General features: G+C 66.2%; 14 protein-coding genes and 1 pseudogene. 5 read left to right on the top strand and 10 right to left on the bottom strand.

The window, feature by feature from the left end; genetic code table 11:
* Nucleotides 1–343: 343 nt before the first annotated feature.
* Nucleotides 344–2,470 (bottom strand): molybdopterin-containing oxidoreductase family protein, encoded by a 2,127-nt coding sequence (locus tag WDW90_RS15920; RefSeq protein ID WP_336488378.1) that lies wholly within the window; start codon nt 2,468–2,470, stop codon nt 344–346.
* A gap of 260 nt (nt 2,471–2,730) precedes the next feature.
* Here WDW90_RS15920 and pdxR point away from each other — a divergent pair, with 260 nt between their 5' ends.
* Complete coding sequence (pdxR, locus tag WDW90_RS15915) at nt 2,731–4,212, top strand: MocR-like pyridoxine biosynthesis transcription factor PdxR (protein WP_336488377.1); 1,482 nt, start codon at nt 2,731–2,733, stop codon at nt 4,210–4,212.
* 505 nt (nt 4,213–4,717) lie between these two features.
* On the opposite strand, the gene WDW90_RS15910 is transcribed toward pdxR, so the two are convergent.
* The 3 genes from WDW90_RS15910 to WDW90_RS15900 form a co-directional block, all read right to left on the bottom strand.
* A complete protein-coding gene (locus tag WDW90_RS15910) occupies nt 4,718–4,984 on the bottom strand; it encodes a hypothetical protein (RefSeq protein WP_336488376.1) in 267 nt (88 codons plus the stop codon).
* A gap of 509 nt (nt 4,985–5,493) precedes the next feature.
* Nucleotides 5,494–6,183, bottom strand: coding sequence for an antibiotic biosynthesis monooxygenase family protein (locus WDW90_RS15905; RefSeq protein WP_336488375.1), 690 nt, complete (start codon nt 6,181–6,183; stop codon nt 5,494–5,496).
* A 26-nt stretch (nt 6,184–6,209) separates the two neighbouring features.
* Complete coding sequence (locus WDW90_RS15900) at nt 6,210–7,178, bottom strand: alpha/beta hydrolase (protein WP_336488374.1); 969 nt, start codon at nt 7,176–7,178, stop codon at nt 6,210–6,212.
* Nucleotides 7,179–7,304: 126 nt separating this feature from the next.
* On the opposite strand from WDW90_RS15900, the gene WDW90_RS15895 reads away from it, so the two are divergent.
* Nucleotides 7,305–8,015, top strand: a complete 711-nt coding sequence (locus WDW90_RS15895) for an ArsR/SmtB family transcription factor (RefSeq protein WP_336488373.1) — start codon at nt 7,305–7,307, stop codon at nt 8,013–8,015.
* A 320-nt stretch (nt 8,016–8,335) separates the two neighbouring features.
* Here the strand turns inward: WDW90_RS15895 and WDW90_RS15890 are convergent, their stop codons facing one another.
* Together WDW90_RS15890 and WDW90_RS15885 are read right to left on the bottom strand one after the other, a co-directional pair.
* Complete coding sequence (locus tag WDW90_RS15890; RefSeq protein WP_336488372.1) at nt 8,336–8,722, bottom strand: hypothetical protein; 387 nt, start codon at nt 8,720–8,722, stop codon at nt 8,336–8,338.
* 49 nt (nt 8,723–8,771) lie between these two features.
* Nucleotides 8,772–9,086, bottom strand: a complete 315-nt coding sequence (locus WDW90_RS15885) for a hypothetical protein (protein ID WP_336488371.1) — start codon at nt 9,084–9,086, stop codon at nt 8,772–8,774.
* Between the two features lie 251 nt (nt 9,087–9,337).
* Here WDW90_RS15885 and WDW90_RS15880 point away from each other — a divergent pair, with 251 nt between their 5' ends.
* The 3 genes from WDW90_RS15880 to WDW90_RS15870 all read left to right on the top strand — a co-directional run bounded on the left by WDW90_RS15880 (nt 9,338) and on the right by WDW90_RS15870 (nt 12,501).
* Complete coding sequence (locus tag WDW90_RS15880; protein WP_336488370.1) at nt 9,338–9,787, top strand: MarR family winged helix-turn-helix transcriptional regulator; 450 nt, start codon at nt 9,338–9,340, stop codon at nt 9,785–9,787.
* 253 nt (nt 9,788–10,040) lie between these two features.
* Nucleotides 10,041–11,630 (top strand): alkaline phosphatase D family protein, encoded by a 1,590-nt coding sequence (locus WDW90_RS15875; RefSeq protein ID WP_336488369.1) that lies wholly within the window; start codon nt 10,041–10,043, stop codon nt 11,628–11,630.
* A 151-nt stretch (nt 11,631–11,781) separates the two neighbouring features.
* Nucleotides 11,782–12,501, top strand: coding sequence for a S1/P1 nuclease (locus WDW90_RS15870; RefSeq protein WP_336488368.1), 720 nt, complete (start codon nt 11,782–11,784; stop codon nt 12,499–12,501).
* Nucleotides 12,502–12,506: 5 nt separating this feature from the next.
* On the opposite strand, the gene WDW90_RS15865 is transcribed toward WDW90_RS15870, so the two are convergent.
* From WDW90_RS15865 to WDW90_RS15850, 4 genes and pseudogenes are all read right to left on the bottom strand, one after another.
* Nucleotides 12,507–14,333, bottom strand: a complete 1,827-nt coding sequence (locus WDW90_RS15865) for a glycoside hydrolase family 15 protein (RefSeq protein WP_336488367.1) — start codon at nt 14,331–14,333, stop codon at nt 12,507–12,509.
* A 138-nt stretch (nt 14,334–14,471) separates the two neighbouring features.
* The gene (locus WDW90_RS15860; protein WP_336488366.1) at nt 14,472–15,323 is read right to left on the bottom strand and encodes a universal stress protein; all 852 of its coding nucleotides are present in this window, start codon (nt 15,321–15,323) and stop codon (nt 14,472–14,474) included.
* A gap of 184 nt (nt 15,324–15,507) precedes the next feature.
* Entirely contained in the window at nt 15,508–15,723 is a 216-nt protein-coding gene (locus WDW90_RS15855) for a hypothetical protein (protein ID WP_336488365.1), read from the bottom strand.
* A 161-nt stretch (nt 15,724–15,884) separates the two neighbouring features.
* A pseudogene (locus tag WDW90_RS15850) lies at nt 15,885–17,204 on the bottom strand (DHA2 family efflux MFS transporter permease subunit); the annotation flags it as partial.

The following is a 17,204-nucleotide window of genomic DNA, read 5'->3' as shown; positions in this document are numbered from 1 at the left end:
ATTGACGTCGTGAATGAGCTCGAGAGCGTTCCCTCTTCCGCGGAGGTCGGGCCACTCGGAGCTTGATGGACGAGGACAGGGAACGATTGCGACGGTGAGGGGCGGCCCCGGGTTGCGACCGATGAGAAGCGTGCCCGCAGCCGCAGGCGGAGCGTCACAAAGGTTTTCGCTGAAGGGCGCCGTTTCCGCAACGCGGAGGCTCTGTAGCCGCTCGCGGGCGCTGTCGGTGATGCGCAAGGCTACGAGCCGCCCCTGACAGCTCGGAAGGACGACAGGCTTCGACACGGAGCAAGGCGCCGGGGGTGGCCCGACGCCTTGGGCTAAATTTGTTGGGGAGGCCGCCTCAGTTCGCCCGCGACACCTCGACGAGGTTGTCCGAGAACGTCGGGGCGTGCCCCATGTCCGAGAAGGCGGCCGAGGAGATGCTGTTCACGGTGCCCTCGTTGAGCTGCCGCCAGTAGCCGAGCGTCGCCACCACGATGCCGTGCTTCACGTCGTCGGTGACGCGCGCCACGCCCTTGAAGGCGCCGCGCGCGTTGCCGACCTGGACGCGGTCGCCGTCCATAATGCCACGCGCTGCCGCGTCACCTGGGCTGATCATCACGAACTGCTCGCCTTGGCCCTTCTGCTTCTGCTCCATGTTCGCGTAGCAGGAGTTCAGGAAGTAGTGGCTCTTCGGCGAGACCATGTTGAGCGGGTAGAGCTTGGCCAGCTCGGGATCGTTCGTGTGCGACTCGCGCGCGCCGACGTAGTCCGGCAGCGGGTCGAGCGCCTCGCCCGGCTGGAACTGCTCGTACATCTGCCGGAAGGGCGGCGCGACGAAGTTCGTGGCGCCCTCGACCTTGAGCATGCACTTGCCGGTCGGCGTCGGGAAGTTGCCCTCCCGGTGCGGAGCCCGGTCGTCGGGCGTACCAACCTTGAGGCGGGCGAAGCCGTGCTCGCGCATGTAGGCCAGATCGTAGCCCTCGCAGGCCGGCGCATTCCAGTCGACGTAGTGCTCCAGGCACTCCGCGTCGGTCCACTTGAAGTTCTCCTCCTCGAAGCCGAGCCGGGCGGCGAGGCGTCGGAAGATCTCGTTGTTCGGGATGGCCTCGCCGGGCGCGTCCGCACACTTGGTGTTGTAGGTCAGGTACAGGTGCCCCCAGGACAGGATCATGTCCTCCATCTCGGCGCCCATCGTGGCCGGCAGAAGGATGTCGGCGTAGGAGGCGGTGTCGGAGATGAAATGCTCGGCCGAGACCATGAACAGGTCTTCGCGCATCAGCCCCGCGACGATCTTGTCCGTCTCGGGTGCCTGCGTGACAGGGTTCGAGTTCCAGCACATCATGGACATGATCGGCGGGTCGAGCCGCATCTCCCCGGTGAGGGCGCGACCGATCTGCAGGTTCGAAACGACGCGGGTCCCCTCCGGAATCAGGTCGGGCCGGCACATCACGTCGAACTTGTAGGGGTGCTCCCAGACCGGGAACTGCGTGACGCCGCCGCCGACATGCCGCCACGCGCCGGTCAGCGCCGGAATGCAGGTGACCGCCCGGATGGTCTGCCCGCCGCCGAAATGGCGCTCGAGCGCCACGCCCATGCGGATGCCGACGGGTTGGGCCGTCGCCATCTCGTAGGCGAGCTTGCGGATGTCCTCGGCCGGAACGCCGGTGATGGCCTCCGCCCATTCGGGCGTGCGGGCGGCCGCCCGCTCCTTCAGCTCCGCGAAGCCGACCGTGTGGTTGTCGACGTAGTCCTGGTCGACGAGGCCCTGCTCGATGATGGAGTTGATCAGCGCCATGGCGAGCGCGCCGTCGGTGCCGGGCTTCGGCGCGATGTGCCAGTCGGCGCCCTTGGCGGTGCGCGAGGCGTAGGCGTCGATGACGACGACCTTGGCGCCCTTCATCTGGGCGTCCTTTACGATGGCCCAATGGTGCAGGTTGGTGCTGACCGAATTGCAGGCCCAGATCACGATGTACTTGGAATGGATGTAGCTCTCAGGATCGAGACCCGCGGTCGGGCCGACGGTGAGGAGCCATGCGGTGCAGGAGCCCTCGCCGCAGAAGGTCCGCTCGCAGACCGTCGCACCGAGCCGGTTGAAGAAGGCGTCACCGCCGTTCAGCCCGTGCACGAGGCCCTGGTTGCCGAGGTAGCTGTAGGGGATGATGGCCTGAGGGCCGTGCTGGTCGATGATGGCCTTCCAGCGAGTCACGATCTCGTCGAGCGCCTCGTCCCAAGTGATTCGCTCGAACTGCTTCGAGCCCTTCGGGCCGACGCGGCGCATCGGGTAGAGCAGCCGATCCGGGTGGTAGTGGCGCTTCTCGTAGTCCTTCAGCTTCACGCAGAGACCGCCCCGGGTCATCGGGTGGTCGGGATTTCCACGGACGCTGAGTAGCTCGCCGCCCTTCACCTCGAACAGCATCGAGCAGGTGTCGGGACAATCGTGCGGGCAGGCCCCGTAGAAGACCTCCGGCTTGACGATCTCGTTCATGTCTTGTCCTTCCCAGTCGAGCGTCTGGCCTCTTGTTTTTGGCGGGCCGGCTCGGTGCTTCCTCCCGAGGTTGCACCGGAGCATAAACAATTCCAATTTTTGGCCCCGCGAAAGGGCCAAGCTGTCGCGGGTGCATGGTACCAAGTTGCCGACAGGCATCCCGGAGGCAAAGCCGCGGATTTCGGGTTTTGGTGTTCCCATCCCCTCGGCATCGGCCGTATCGATGGGGCCAATGAAGCAAACCCTTAGGGAGAGAGTGCGTGGACCTGACACTCTCGTTGGACACCGCGTCCGCCAAGTCCTTGCAGGCCCAGATCTTCGATCAGGTCCGGGAGATCATCCTCGACGGACAGCTGGGCGCCGGGATGGCGCTGCCGCCGAGCCGGCTGTTGGCGGAGCGACTCCAGGTCTCCCGCAATACAGTCCTGACGGCCTACGAGCGCCTCGCCGCGGAGGGTTACGTCAAGGCACGTGGCACGGCGGGCCTGTTCGTCGAGCGCATCCCGCCGGACAGCCTCCTGCTCATCCAGCGCGGAAGCCGGATCAAGACGAACGGGCCGATTCCCGATGCGTCGAGCGAGCCCCTGCTGTGCTTCGCGGGCTCGCCCGGCGGCGGCAGCGACCGGCCTGAGCTCGACTTCTGGGTCGGGCGCTCGGACGTCGAATCCTTCCCGCTGCGCATCTGGCGCCGGATCATCAACCGGCTCCTGGCGCGCGAGACCACCTACCTGACCGACTACTGCGATCCCGCCGGCCTTCCGGAGCTTCGCGCCGCCATCGGCACGCATCTCCGGCGTGCCCGCGGCGTCTCGGTCGCGGAGGACCAGATCATCGTGACCACGGGTGGGCAGGAGGCGCTGAACGTCGTGTTCAACCTGCTCAGGTCGCACACGCGGCAGCTCTGCATCGAGAATCCCTGCTACCTGGGAGCCTCGCTGATCTTCAACGCGACCAACCTGACCGTCCATCCGATCCCGGTCGACCGGGACGGCTTGCAGACGGACCTGCTGCCCAGGGTGCGGGGCAGCCTCCTCTACGTTACGCCCTCTCACCAGTTCCCGACCGGCGCCACCATGCCGCTCGCCCTGCGGCTAGCTCTGCTCCGGTGGGCGGAGGAGACCGACAGCTATGTCATCGAGGACGACTACGACAGCGACTTCCGGTACGACGGGCCGCCGCTGACGGCCTTGGCAGGCCTCGACGGGGGACGGCGGGTCTTCTACGTGGGCACTTTCTCGAAGTCCGTCGGCGCCGGCCTGCGCCTGGGCTTCGCCACCGTCCCGCGCATGTTCTGGGACGAGGCTCGCCTCCTCAAGGCCCGGATGAGCAACGGTCAGGCATGGCTGGAGCAAGCCGCGCTGGCGGCCTTCATCGAGGAAGGGCACTTCGACCGACATCTCCGCAAGCTGCGGCAGGTCTACAAGGCACGTCGCGATTGCTTGGTCGAGGCACTGAGAAGGAGCTTCGACGAACCGGAGCTTCTCGGGTGGGAGAGCGGCCTGCACTTGGTGTGGCGGCTGCCACGCGGTTTCCCGAGCGCGCGGGAGGTCCAGCTCATGGCGCGTGAGTGTGACGTGGGAGTCTATGCCCTTTCGAGCGGGGCGGCGTACGATTTCGATGCCGATGCACCGGACGATGTGCTGGTTTTCGGTTACTCGTCTCTTGCCGAACCCATGATCGAGGCGGCGGTAAGTAAGCTGCGCTTGATGCTTGAAGGCGGCGGCGCAACGTCCGGTCGGTAGTTATTGGTCCGTTGCCCACTTGACGACACCGTGCTTTCAGGAGCGCGGTTCGAGGGGTGGGTCGGTCGCTAATTTACCAACCTGCTGAGGATCTGCCCGCCTGCATGCCGTCTGCGCTCAGCAGCGAAGCGGACCTCCCCGAGCGTCCAGCGTGAGATCCGGAAGGAGTCACTCTGAGGCCTCCACCTGGGCCGCGCCGAATGTCCGCTTGCCGGCAGGTTGAGCCCCGAAGCGGACGGGCCGTTTTCGGCCAACCCCGGTCGGCAGCTATGCGCCCTTTTCGGCCGTTCAGCCGATTCCGGCGCCTCCTCCGAAGCGGACGTTGCGGAAGTTCAGCTTGTAAGTCTGTGTTGCGCCTTCTGCGGACCTTCGGCAGCCTGGTTGCAGGGAACCAGTGCTGCTTCATGAGCAGACGTTCGCAGGCTGGGCGTTATGGAGCGGCCCGGATCGCGTAAGGCCGTTTATGGAAACCGGCAGCCCTTGGACGTGCAGCGCATTCAGCCTTTCATATGGGGTTGAGTTCGCAGGTGCTGCCCACACGCTCCCCAATGGTCGTTAGAGCGTCATCGAGAGAGGCGTGGTGAGCGGGCACGCTGGAGAGGCGGCCTCCGGTTCGCGGCACGATGGTGACCGCGTTCGATCCCGGGATGGTCCGGATCCCGCCGAGAGGATGCCCGCGTCGGTCGGTGAGCCACCAAGCAGGCTCGTCCTCCCCAACCGGCGTGGCGACCACATCCATGAACCATTCTTGGAGGCGGAACAGGCTGCTCATCACGACCTCCCCGGATCAGGTCTGACCGCAGAGAGAGACGCCGCGATGGCCCGCTTATTCCCCAACTCCGCAGAAATTTTTCGCTCACGTTCGAGTGCGCACGGACGTTGGCGAGGCTGAAGCCGGCGAGGCAGTGCTAAATTCGCAGAAGTGTCATTATGGAGCCGAAAATCGGCCCTTCCGGAAGTGTTTGAAAGGTCTGAAGCGGGCCGTGCGGCGCCTCACAGATTAGGGCCAGTCGATCGGCCTCTCGCAGGGCCTCGCGGGCGCCTCGCATTACTCGCGACGACTGAGGGCCGATTCAGCCCCGGAGCCGCGCGTTCGGGACGATGCCAGCGAACGGACTGCGGCCCGACGCCATGTTGCAGGCTGGGTATTACGGAAGCTTCCGATCCTTCTCGGACGTTCGCCAGGACACCACTTCGGGTCCGCTGACGGACCTGTAGCGGACGCCGACGGCCTCGCGATCTCGATGGCCCGATGCGTTCGGCAGTGCATCGGATCTCGATCTACGAGGGCTCGTGATGGCGCGACCCTGACGGCTGCACCGCTGGATAGAACTGCGGGCTCTCGCGCCGGTCGAACATGCCGTAGTCGCGGATGACCCGCACGGTCCGCCTGCGCACGCCGTCTCCGGTCGCGGCCAGGACCGAGGCAGCGGCCTCCGGCCCCGACCAGGACAGGAGCACCAGGGCCTTCCCCTCGTTGTAGATCGAACCGAACACGTCGAATGCCACGAGGCCGTCAGCTCCTGGATCGAGCCCGAGCGACCGAGCCAGGTCACCGGTTTTGGCCGGGAGTGACCGGCCCTCCGCCGGCGTCGCTTCCACGAGTGTGCAGACCTTCGCCTCGCCGACCTCCGTCGCGTCGAAACGTTGCTCGCGCACCGCGTGCCCGGCCGGCGGATGGCTGTCCGCCGTCACCTCGCCGACGCGGAGGTGGTAGTCGGAGAACACCTCGAACCGGCCCTTCTCCTGGATGAGGTGATGGCCGGCATGCGTCCGCCATCGGATCACCGACTTCTCGTCGCGCCAGGTCGAGTGCGACAGTACCCAGCCCGGCCGGCTCCGGCTCGCGAAGCGCTCGTTGTCGATGAAGCCGTCGATGTCCTCCAGCTCCGGCTTCAGCACCTTGGCATGCTCAAGGTAGGCGTCCTTCTGCCCCTGGCCGGGATGGACCTCGAAGATGACCGAGAACATGGTTCCTCCTCCATAGATGGGTCGGTTCAAGCCGAGGTGGTCTCGCCCAGGAAGGCCGCGGATGCCTGCCAGAGCGCCCCGCGCATGGCTTCGAGGTGCATCAGGTGCGTGCCGCGCCCGATCTTGAGGTCGCGCCTGTCGGACGAGCCGGTGAAGGCGTCGAACAGCCAGCGCGCGTCGGTGTCGGTGGCGAGACCGTCCCAGGCCCCGCGGATGATGCACACGGGCGCCCGGACGAGGGCGGGATCGTAGGGCAACTCGCCGTGCCAAGCGCGCAGGATCTCGACGAAGGGACCGGAGGGGACCTTGACGCCCTCCGGCTCCCGCGCCCGGCCATCCGGATCGCTGTCGAGGTAGCGCTCCGCCCAGTCCTCGAACTCGGACCGCGACAGCACCGGTGGCTCGTCCGCGGGCACGTCCTCGACGAAACGGTCCCACTGCGCCTGCGCCGTGATCACCCGCCAGGCCGGCCCGTCCGGGCGCGGCACGTAATGCGGCGGGTCGCGGCTCGCGATGGGACCGAACAGGACGAGCCGGTCGATCAGGTCCGGATGCGTGCCGGCGAGCCGGCAGGCCGGCATGGAGCCCCAGGAGTGGGTGAGTAGGCTGACCCGCTTACCGTCGGTGCTGGCTCGGACGTGGCGGACTGCGGCTTCGAGCTGCCCGGCCGCCTCAGCTGCCAGCAGCAGGGGGCCGTTCGCCTCGGCTGGCTCGGACATGGCCGGCTGGCGGTCCGAGAGGCCAAAGCCCAGGAAGTCGAGCGCCCAGGCGTCGAGGCCGGCCCGGCAGAGCGCATCGCGCCACGAGCCTTCTGGAGAGCGATAGGCCACCGAGAGCGCGGACGGGAATGTCGCTCCGTGCACGTACAGGAACGGACGGCCTGTGCTGCCTGACGGCGAGAGGCGCCGGAGGAATAGGCTGAGCCCGGTCTCGGGGTCCGTGATTCTATGGTGCTCCTCGCGCGGGTCCATCGGTTCGGACGGCACGGTCGCCATGACGTCACCTCCTGCTGGATTGTTAGGATTAGGACGGGAAACGCGCGAGGGCAGAGGCGAACGCTTCGGTCCCGGCCGAAGCGTTCCGGCGTGATCGGCGGGAACGAACAGCCTTATGGTGCTCCGATGACGAACGCCGCAGGCCTGTCCGAACCCGCTGCCCTCGTCGGAGATCCCGCACGGGCCAACATTCTCACGGCCCTTCTCGACGGCCGCGCCCTGACGGCGACGGAGCTCGCCCGCACGGCAGGCGTCACGGCGCAGACCGCGAGCGGCCATCTCCGGAAGCTGGTCGAGGGGCACCTGCTGAGCGTCGCCGTTCAGGGTCGTCACCGCTACTTCCGGCTTGCCTCGCCCGAAGTCGCCCGAATGCTGGAAGCCATCTTGGTGGTGGCAGCGGCGCAGGAGGCAGGCGCGCCACGGGCAACGCCGCGGGTCAGTCCGGCCTTGAAGGAGGCCCGAACCTGCTACGACCACCTTGCTGGACGCCTCGGCGTCGGCATCGCCGATGCGCTCACATCGCGCGGCCTGATCGTGCTGGATGAGGAGGCAGGCGATGCGACGGAGGCTGGCCGCGTGTGGCTCGCGCGCTTCGGCGTGCCGGCCGAGCCCGTCGACAGGACCAAGCGGATGTTCTGCCGCCCATGTCTGGACTGGAGCGAGCGGCGGCCGCACCTCGCCGGCCGCCTGGGAGCCGCGCTGTGCCGCCGATGCGAGGATCTAGGGTGGATCACCCGCCTGAGCGACAGCCGCGCCGTGGTCGTGACGGAGCGCGGGCAGCGCGGCTTTGCGGAGACGCTCGGCCTGGATCTCAAAGTCCTCGCAACGCGTGGGTAGGTGCGTCTGTCACGCCCCGGCTCACGGTCCTGGTCGCGCTGAGCCAGGTCCTATGACGCAACCTCGACGGCCGCTGTCGGGCAAACTCTGCCAGTTGCCCGTGCATGCGTGAAAGGCAGAGAACCACCCGTAGCGGGCCTTCGGCAGGTGCCACGTTTCAATAGGGCCTTGCTCTACCGGAACTTAGCAGGGCTGCGGCGTCGCTCGCCGATTGGGCGTTATGGAGCGATGCCCGCCCCATGCTTGCCGCAGCACGGAGCGGGACTGCCTCACGGATTTGCCTGTAGAAGGTCCATGCCTCTCCTAGGCAAGCGCTAGGCTCAGAACGCTCCTTGAGCCATTTTGGACTTCTCCGCGTTCAGTGCCGAGAGAGACACGAGATCACCCTGGTTGGTCAGCTGCACGGCCTCGGTCTTGCCGCCGACCGGCCCTGGAACTGAGATGAGCGCGCTCTGGCGCGTTGCCAGGACCATCTCGAACCGCACCGGCAGACCCCCGCCCTCAGGCGCGAGCGTCACCACAACCCGCTTTCCTCCACCATCCTCCCGATAGTAGGCGATGCCAGCCACAGCGCCCAAAGCGAGGCTGCCACCCTGCATCGGTCTGCGGAGCTCAGTTTGGACCACAGTCTCGTCCTGTGCGAGCGCGGGCGAGAGGGTGCCGATCATCAGGCCGATCGGCAGAGCGGAGCGAAACATCTTCAACATGGCTGCATTCCTTCAACTTGCGAGTAATCTCCCAGGATTAACGTTTGTATCAACGTAATTGAACCGGGGCATCGATGCGAGCGCCCCAAACATTGATGGTGCGGCCGACCTGCTGGGTCGCATCTCGCGTGTCTACGCCCTGGCCTCCGGCTGAGGTGTAGCGAAGCGGCCCGTCAATGGAACCCGTGCTCACAACATCCTGGCTGCGACCTGCAGAGCGCACGAGACCGATAGCCTGCTGGCCAGGAACCCAGTACGCGTGGCCCTGGACATTGGAGGCACCGATCTGCTGGGCGTCAGCGGGCGCGACAGAGCCGCCAAGGCCTAAGGCGAGCAAGGCGGCGGAAGCGGAACGAATGGTCATCGCGGTTCTCCATCAGACTGTGAGCGGTCGGGTCAGGCTGGTCCGTGTTCGGAACAGACCGGGCTACTCAGCTGCGATAGAGTTGATATAAACCTTTTCGGCCGGAAGGGCGTGTGCTGTCGCACTTGAGTGGAGATCTACGGTTTTGGCGCTGTCAGCGCGGCAACAACGCTCTCGCTCTCGTGCAGGTCTACACGGAATCGGTTCCTGAGCCCATATACTTGGTATCAACGTTTCTCGAAACCTCGACCATGACCAAGCCTCTCGAACTCACATCGAATACGGCCGCCGCCGTCGAGGAGGCTTGCCTCTGCCTCGGCGCGCAGCGGATCGCCCGTGCCGTCGGGCGCCAGTACGACGCTGCCTTGCGGCCCGTGAGGCTATCGAACTGGCAGTTTACGCTGCTGATGATGCTGGTCCGTGATGACCCGCTGACCATCAGCGCTCTGGCCCACGCGCTGGCCATGGACCGCACGACCGTTACGGCCAATCTGAAGCCGCTCGAGCGACGTGGCCTGCTTATGGTCGAGGTTGACGCGGAAGACCGCCGTGTCCGCCGGGTCGTCCTGACGGACGCGGGTCGCATGCTCCTGACGGAGGCACTACCCTTGTGGCAGAAGGCACAGGCCGCCTGCACCAGGACGCTGGGCGATACCGGACGCGCAGCACTCCGCACCGCGATGGCCGCGCTGTCGACCTAGAGTGCTCAACAGCACTTGCCCTACCGGATCTTAGCAGAGGTGCCGTGGCGCTCCCGGGCGGGTGAACCCGTTGGGAGAACATCGCCTGTTGTCCCGATCGACGCATTGTCGGGTTTTTCGTGGCCCCGGCCGCGAGTGCCATCCACAACATTGGGTACTGCGACCCGATCATGAATCGGCGGGACAGACGCAGTGCCGTCGTCACGCTGTCGGAAACTGACGCCATGAGGGGGGGCCGTCGCAGGAGAGCCCCATGTCCCGGATCGTCTCCCCACATCCGTCGCGCCGGTCATTGCTGGTGGGAGCGGCCGCAGGCGCTTTCGGCTTCGGCACCGGCTTGTTCCGACCGTCAGTCAGCCGCGCCGCCGATCGCCCTCTTCTCACTCACGGCGTCCAGTCAGGCGATGTGTCGCTCGACACGGCCGTCGCCTGGGCCCGCGCGGATCGGCCGTCGCGAGCCAAGATCGAATGGTCGACGACGGAGAGCTTCAAGGACGTAAGAGGCGGCGTCTACGTCGACGCCCTGCCCGAGTCCGACCACGTCGCGAAGGTTCTGCTCGATGGCCTGCCGGCAGGGCAGGACATCTTCTATCGCGTGCAGCTCCAGGACCTTACTGCACCCACTATCCTCGGCGAGGCCAAGGTTGGCCGCTTCCGGACAGCGCCCGCAGACCGGCGGTCCGTCTCCTTCTGCTGGTCAGGCGATACGGTCGGACAGGGCTGGGGCATCGACGAGGCGCGCGGCGGCATGACGATCTATGCCGCCATCGCTGAGAACCGGCCTGACTTCTTCATCCATTCTGGCGACAACATCTACGCCGACGGGCCGATCTCGAGCGAGGTAGCGCTTCCGGACGGCAGCGTGTGGCGCAACACCGTGACACCCGAGGTCGCAAAGTCGGCCGAGACCCTCGCGGAGTTCCGCGGCCGCTACAAGTACAACCTGACGGACCGCAATCTGCTTGCGATGAATGCGGCCGTGCCGATCTTGGCACAATGGGATGACCATGAGGTCACGAACAACTGGTGGCCGGGCGAGCCACTGAGCCGTGCCGAGCACCTCCGCAAGGCGTACACAGATCGCAACGCTCTGGCGCTCCAAGTGCGAGCTGCTCGCGCGTTCCACGAATACGTGCCGATGCGCTTCGAGCCGTCGGAGCCGGACCGGGTCTACCGCAAAGTCTCCTACGGCCCACTCGTCGACGTGTTCATGCTCGATATGCGCTCCTATCGAGGTCCCAACGGCGAGAACCGGCAGACCGCCTATGGCCCCGACGCTGCTTTCCTCGGCCCCGTGCAGCTTGCCTGGCTCAAACGCGAGCTTCTCAGCTCAAAAGCCACCTGGAAGGTGATCGCGGCCGACATGCCGATCGGGTTGATCGTGGTCTACGACACGGACCGAAAGTTCGGCTCTGAGGCAGTGGCGCAGGGCGATGGGCCGCCGCTCGGGCGGGAGCTGGAGATTGCAAATCTGCTGCGCTTCATCAAGAGCGCGGGCATCCGGAACACGGTCTGGCTCACGGCCGATGTGCACTACACGGCGGCGCATTTCTATGATCCGAACCGTGCGCAATTCCAGGACTTCGACCCGTTCTGGGAGTTTGTGTCAGGCCCGCTGCACGCGGGCACCTTCGGACCGAACGCGCTCGACAACACCTTTGGACCGCAATTGAAGTTCATCAAGGCGCCGCCCGATGGGCAGTCGAACCTCTCGCCGGCTGCCGGCTATCAGTTCTTCGGCCACGTCGTCATCGATGGTCAGACTGAACAGATGACCGTGACGTTGAAAGACGCGTCGGACGCGGCGCTCTGGTCTGTGACGCTCAATCCGGCTTCCGCCTGACTGTTCTGCGGCTAGCAAACGGCGCCTTTTGGCTGCGTGAAGGCTCCTCGACGAATGACGCGGCCGACTGTGAGCCGCCCTCGAGGAGTGACGGAAATAGTGACTGACGCTTTCGTGTCATTCCGCGCGCGATATACTCCGGAAAGCTTCGGTGCTCGCGCGAAGCAATCAAATGGCTGGCCGCTGCTTGATGCTCGTCATAGCCCTGATGTGGGTCGGCGTTTTCACGCCAAGATACGCTCTGGCTTGGGGAGATGAGGGCCACCGGATCATTAGCGCCATCGCGCTCCCGCTGCTCACGCCGCAGGCTCGCGACCAAGCCGAGGCGCTCCTGGCTGCCGACGCCGACACGCTGACCGCGCCCGACTTCGTTAGCCGCGCAACCTGGGCCGACCGCTGGCGGGACTCGGATCGCAACGGCGCCAAGATTCGCTACAACGCCACGGAAGCGTGGCACTTCGTCGATGTCGAACTCACCGCCCCCGACCTGGCAGCCGCCTGCTTGGGCTTCCCGGCCGACCTCGACGAGACAGCCGCCGCAGCATCGCTGTTTGCTGGCCTCGCAGCGAGCGGCTGGCTCACGGCCGCGGTGACGATACGGTTTCTCGTCGAGGGCGGCGCGCCGATCGCCGAGGGCGTCGTGGGTGCTGGCGTAGAGATCTCGTGGCCGAGGCCGACCCGCCCTGGAGACGAACTCCAGGTGGTCAGCGAGGTGACGGAGATCACTCCCTCCCGGTCAAAGCCCGACCGCGGCATCGTCGTTCTCCGCAGAGAGACCCGTAACCAGCGCGGCGAGATCGTCCAGGTTCTCACCTCAAAGCTGGTGGTGCCGCGACGCCCCTCCGGTGCGGCGGATGGCCGAGGCACTTAAGTGCATCAGCCACAACTGCGCCGATGTCGCCTGCTGCTCTCGCTCCGTTCCTGCGCAGGCCCCTGTGCCAGGGCGAAGTTCAGGATCGTATTCACGAGCGCGACGTGCGTGAATGCTTGTGGGAAGTTTCCTACCAGCCGTCCCGCATGTACATCGTACTCTTCCGCAACCAGCCCGAGGTCATTGCAGACCCCTATCAAGCGCTCGATGAGCTCGCGCGCCTCCTCCCGCCGGCCGAGGCCGATGAGATTGTCCGCGTACCAGAAGCTGCAGGGGATGAAGGCGCCCTCGCCCCCCGGCAGGCCGTCCGTCTTCTGGCCCTCGGTGTCGTAGCGCAGGACGAAACCGTCCCGCATCAGGTGCTTGCCGATCGCCGCGACGGTGCCGACGACGCGGGGATCGTCCTGCGGCAGGAAGCCCATATGGGCGATGAGGAGCAGGCTCGCATCGAGCCTCTTCGAGCCGTAATACTGCACGAAGCTGCCGAGTTCCGCGTCGAACCCCTTCTCGCAGACCTCCCGGTGGATCCGGTCGCGGATCTGTGCCCAGCGCTCGATTGGGGCAGCCGGCGCATCGGGACTCTCCGAGTAGCCGCGGATCGCCCGGTCGAAGGCGACCCAGGCCATCACCTTCGAGTGCGTGAAGTGCTTGCGCCCGCCGCGCACCTCCCAGATGCCCTCGTCCGGCTCGCGCCACGCTTTGGCGAGAAAGTCCGTGAGGACGAGGCCGACTTGCCAAGCCGTGGCGTCGCTGGCGAGCCCGCGGCGCCGCGCCTGGTAGAGTGCGTCGAACACCTCGCCGTAGACGTCGAGCTGGAACTGCTGCATGGCCGCGTTGCCGACGCGCACGGGCTTCGAGCCCTCGTAGCCGGGCAGCCAGTCGAGCTCGATCTCGGGCAGCAGGCGCTCGCCCGCGATGCCGTAGAGGATGTGGGCCTGCTCCGGGTTGCCGGCCACCGCCCGCAGGAGCCAGTCGCGCCAGGCGCGCGCCTCCTCGACGAAGCCGGCATCCATGAGCGCCAGCAGCGTGAAGGTCGAGTCGCGCAGCCAGCAGAACCGGTAGTCCCAGTTGCGCACGCCGCCGAGCTGCTCGGGCAGCGAGGTGGTGGGCGCGGCCACGATCCCGCCGGTCGGCGCGTAGATCAGCGCCTTCAGCGTCAGGAGCGAGCGCCGGAGGATGTCGTCCCAGGGGGTGCCGCAGGCGCAGTGGCGCGACCAGTTCCGCCAGAAGCTGTCGGTGGCGAAGAGCATCTTGCGCGGCTCGACCGGGGCCGGATCGTCCTCGTGCGAGGCGGCGTAGCTGAGGGTGAAGGCCACGCTCTCGCCGGCCCGGACGGTGAATTCCGAGACCGTGGTCTGGTCCGAGCCCCACACGTGCGCCTGTGTCCTGAGCAGCACCTTTTGGGGCCCCGAGATGGCACGCAGGTTGCCCCATTCGCTGCGGGAGACCCAAGGCACGGCCGAGCCGTAATCGAACCGGATCGCCAGATCCATCCGCATGGCGACACGCCCGTGCACGCCCTCGACGAGCCGGATCAGATGCGAGCCGTCGCAGATCGGCATGTAGTCGGTAACGAGGACCTCGCCCTCGCGGGTCGCGTGGCGGGTCTCGAGGATGAGGGTGTCGTCGCGGTAGCGACGGCTCGTCTCGACATGCTTGGCGGCGGGCGCGAGGCGCCAGAAGCCGTGCTCGGGCGTGCCCAGCAGCGCCGCGAAGCAGGCGGAGGCGTCGAAGCGCGGCCAGCACAGCCAGTCGACGCTGCCGTCCCGGCTGATCAGCGCCGCGGTCCGGCAATCGCCGACGAGCGCGTAATCCTCGATCCTGGCTGCCATGGCGACCTCCGTTGTAGTCAGCCGGCTTCTGTCGGCGAAGGGAGTCACTCGAAATTCAGGCCACCGCCGATGAACAAAAGGGGGCTTGATGACCGCGTGCGCCGCTCGAAACGATGGCCGATCGCCTCGATCGAATTCCTAGTGCGCCATCAGGACCGGCAGCTTGGCGTGCCGCAGGATGTGGCTGGTCGCACCGCCAAAGAACATCTGTCGCAACCGGCTCTGCGTGTAAGCGCCCTTGATCAGCAGATCGCAGCCAAGCGCCTGAGCCTCCGCCAGAAATATCTCGCCGGACGAGATCCGGCTCGAGGTCAGGGTGCGCGCCTCGGCCGCGATCCCTGCGAGGCTCAAAGCTTCCGCGAGTTCCTGCGCGGAGGGACCGGGAACGCTGCTGCCCTCGATCGCCAGCACCCAAACGTGTTTCGCCCGCCGCAGGAAGGGCTCGGCAAGCGCGACGGCACGGGCCGTTTCCGTCGAGCCGTTCCAAGCGATCAGAATGGTTTCGCCGAGCGAAGCCGGCGCGACCGGTGGTGCGATCAGGATCGGCCTGCCGCCCTCGAACAGGAGCGTCTCGAAGGTCGCCATGTCCGGACTGGCGCCGGAGGATTCAGGCCGCCCGATCACCGTGGCGCCGAAGAGCCGCGCCTGCTGACCCAAGACGTGATCGCCGCGCAGGGGCTCGGTTCGCCAGCGGAAACTCGCCTCGGAGCCGGGCGCCGCTTCCGCGCGCATGGCACGCGTCTTCATGGCATCGGCAAAGGCCTGCTTGCGCGCGAGGTCTTCCGCGCGTGCGACCTCGCTGGCCCGGACCTGCTCCTCGAAGTGCCAGGGCAGATTGCCCGCCGCGTTGCCGCGCAGGTAATCCGCGAGCGCATGCTGGAAGCTGCATCCCTCGATGAGGCTGCCAAAGCGCAGCCCGGCCAGGCAGGCGGTATCGACGATCGCCCTCAGGCCATCAAGGCCCAGGACAGGCACCAGCAGCGTCTTCATCGCGGAACCCAACGATCAGCGTTCGCGATACGGCACAGAGCCGACCTTTCGGCGCACCGAGCCTAGCACAAAGGCGGCGATGCCGGATCAGATGTGCGCGGCGCGGCTCGGCTCGTGCGACTTGCGCGATCAAGCGTGGCACAGAGCGCAGGCCCAGGATGGCGAGAGCACAAAGCTGCGCGCATCAATGGGCTCCCCCTGCGGACGCACCAGGCTTCACCTTCTTCGCGAAGAGAAGCGCGGCAGCTGCGATGGCGAGGAGCACGCCAATGACCGCGAAGGCATCGCTGAAGCCCAGGATCAGCGCCTGCCGCCGAACGACCTGCCCCAATTGAACGATCGCCTTAGACTTAGCGGCTGCGTAGTCCGAAACGCCGTGGGACATGAAGTAGCTCGTCAATTGGTCAATCCGCTGGCGGACCTCTTCGCGGCCAATGTTCACCGCCTGGCCGATGATGTTCGAGTGGTACTGCTCGCGCTTGGTGAGGACGGTCGGAGGGTCGCGGTGCCAACTGCCCCGCCAAGGTTGCGAAGCATGTTCGAGAGGCCCGAGGCGGATCCCGCGTCCTGCGGCGTGATGTCCGCGGTCGAGATCGTGCTGATCGGGGTCAGCACCAGGGCCTGGCCGATGGCGCGGACGATGTTCGGGATGAAGAACTGATCACCCGCATTGTCCAAGGACAACGTCACGTTCATGAAGCAGCTCGCCGCGAAGATGCTCAGGCCCACCAGCCCAACGTAGCGGGCATCGAAGCGCTTCATCAGCATCGGAACGAGCGGGATGATGAGAAGCTGCGGAATGCCTGTCCACGCCAGCACGAAGCCGATCTGCTCGGCGTTGTAGCGCTGGACCTGACCGAGGTACTGCGGGAGCAGGTAGACCGCTCCGAAGAGCGCGAAGCCGACAAGGGTGTTGGCGAACGTTCCCACCGCGAAGTTACGCTGCTTCAGTAGCCGGAGGTTCACGAGGGGCTTCTTCGTCGTGAGCTCGATCCAGACGAAGGCCGCCAGAAACACGGCAGCGATGATCGCAAGCCGGAGGATGAAGGGCGACGCAAACCAGTCGTCCTTGTTGCCCTCCTCGAGGACTGTCTGGAAGGAGGCGAGACCGATCGCCATGGTGACGATCCCGAACCAGTCCCCCTCCTTGAGCAGTTCGAGCCTCATCGGGCTCGCCTCCAGTGTCACTGCGAGTGCCGCGACCATCACCGCGCTGGGAACCGAATTGATGTAGAAGATCGACTGCCACCCGTAGTTCTCGGTCATGTAGCCGCCGATCGTCGGCCCGATCGCCGGGGCGAAGGTCACCGCGACCGCGAACATGGCGAGGCCGATTGGCTGCTGCGCTTTCGGCAGCTTGGTCAGCGTCATGGTGAAGGCCATCGGGATCAGCACACCGCCGACGAAGCCCTGGAACCCGCGCATGACGATCATGGAGCCGAGATCGTGGCTGAAGGCGCAGGCGATCGAGAACAGCGGGAACAGGACGGAGTTCGCCAGTATGTATCGCCGGAACGAGAACACCCGGCTGAGGTAGTCGGTCAGCGGAATCACGAAGGCGCAGGCGATCGAGAACAGCGGGAACAGGACGGAGTTCGCCAGTATGTATCGCCGGAACGAGAACACCCGGCTGAGGTAGTCGGTCAGCGGAATCACGACGATCTCGCCGATCAGGTAGGAGGTCGAGATCCAGGCGCCGTTATCGATGCCCGTCCCGATGCCGCCCTCGATGTCGAGGAGGGAGGCGTTCGTGATCTGGATGTTCAGGATCGCCATGAAGGCACCGATCATCCCGGCGGAGACGGCAATCCACTCTCGCGGACTCGCCCCTTTGCGGGCCGAGATCGGAGCCGTGCTCATAGTGGCTGCTGCGGCAGACAT

Origin of the sequence: Methylobacterium nigriterrae, from assembly GCF_037106235.1 — a bacterium.
Classification (GTDB): Bacteria; Pseudomonadota; Alphaproteobacteria; order Rhizobiales; family Beijerinckiaceae; genus Methylobacterium; species Methylobacterium nigriterrae.
The sequence above is the reverse complement of the archived record's forward strand: the minus strand, read 5'-3'. Positions and strand labels throughout refer to the sequence as shown.

Bases quoted from the DNA above. Each gene is read 5' to 3' on its own strand.
- WDW90_RS15920 (WP_336488378.1), bottom strand. From the start codon at position 2,470: ATGAACGAGATCGTCAAGCCGGAGGTCTTCTACGGGGCCTGCCCGCAC.
- WDW90_RS15910 (WP_336488376.1), bottom strand. From the start codon at position 4,984: ATGAGCAGCCTGTTCCGCCTCCAAGAATGGTTCATGGATGTGGTCGCC.
- WDW90_RS15905 (WP_336488375.1), bottom strand. From the start codon at position 6,183: ATGTTCTCGGTCATCTTCGAGGTCCATCCCGGCCAGGGGCAGAAGGAC.
- WDW90_RS15900 (WP_336488374.1), bottom strand. From the start codon at position 7,178: ATGGCGACCGTGCCGTCCGAACCGATGGACCCGCGCGAGGAGCACCAT.
- WDW90_RS15895 (WP_336488373.1), top strand. From the start codon at position 7,305: ATGACGAACGCCGCAGGCCTGTCCGAACCCGCTGCCCTCGTCGGAGAT.
- WDW90_RS15890 (WP_336488372.1), bottom strand. From the start codon at position 8,722: ATGTTGAAGATGTTTCGCTCCGCTCTGCCGATCGGCCTGATGATCGGC.
- WDW90_RS15885 (WP_336488371.1), bottom strand. From the start codon at position 9,086: ATGACCATTCGTTCCGCTTCCGCCGCCTTGCTCGCCTTAGGCCTTGGC.
- WDW90_RS15880 (WP_336488370.1), top strand. From the start codon at position 9,338: ATGACCAAGCCTCTCGAACTCACATCGAATACGGCCGCCGCCGTCGAG.
- WDW90_RS15875 (WP_336488369.1), top strand. From the start codon at position 10,041: ATGTCCCGGATCGTCTCCCCACATCCGTCGCGCCGGTCATTGCTGGTG.
- WDW90_RS15865 (WP_336488367.1), bottom strand. From the start codon at position 14,333: ATGGCAGCCAGGATCGAGGATTACGCGCTCGTCGGCGATTGCCGGACC.
- WDW90_RS15860 (WP_336488366.1), bottom strand. From the start codon at position 15,323: ATGAAGACGCTGCTGGTGCCTGTCCTGGGCCTTGATGGCCTGAGGGCG.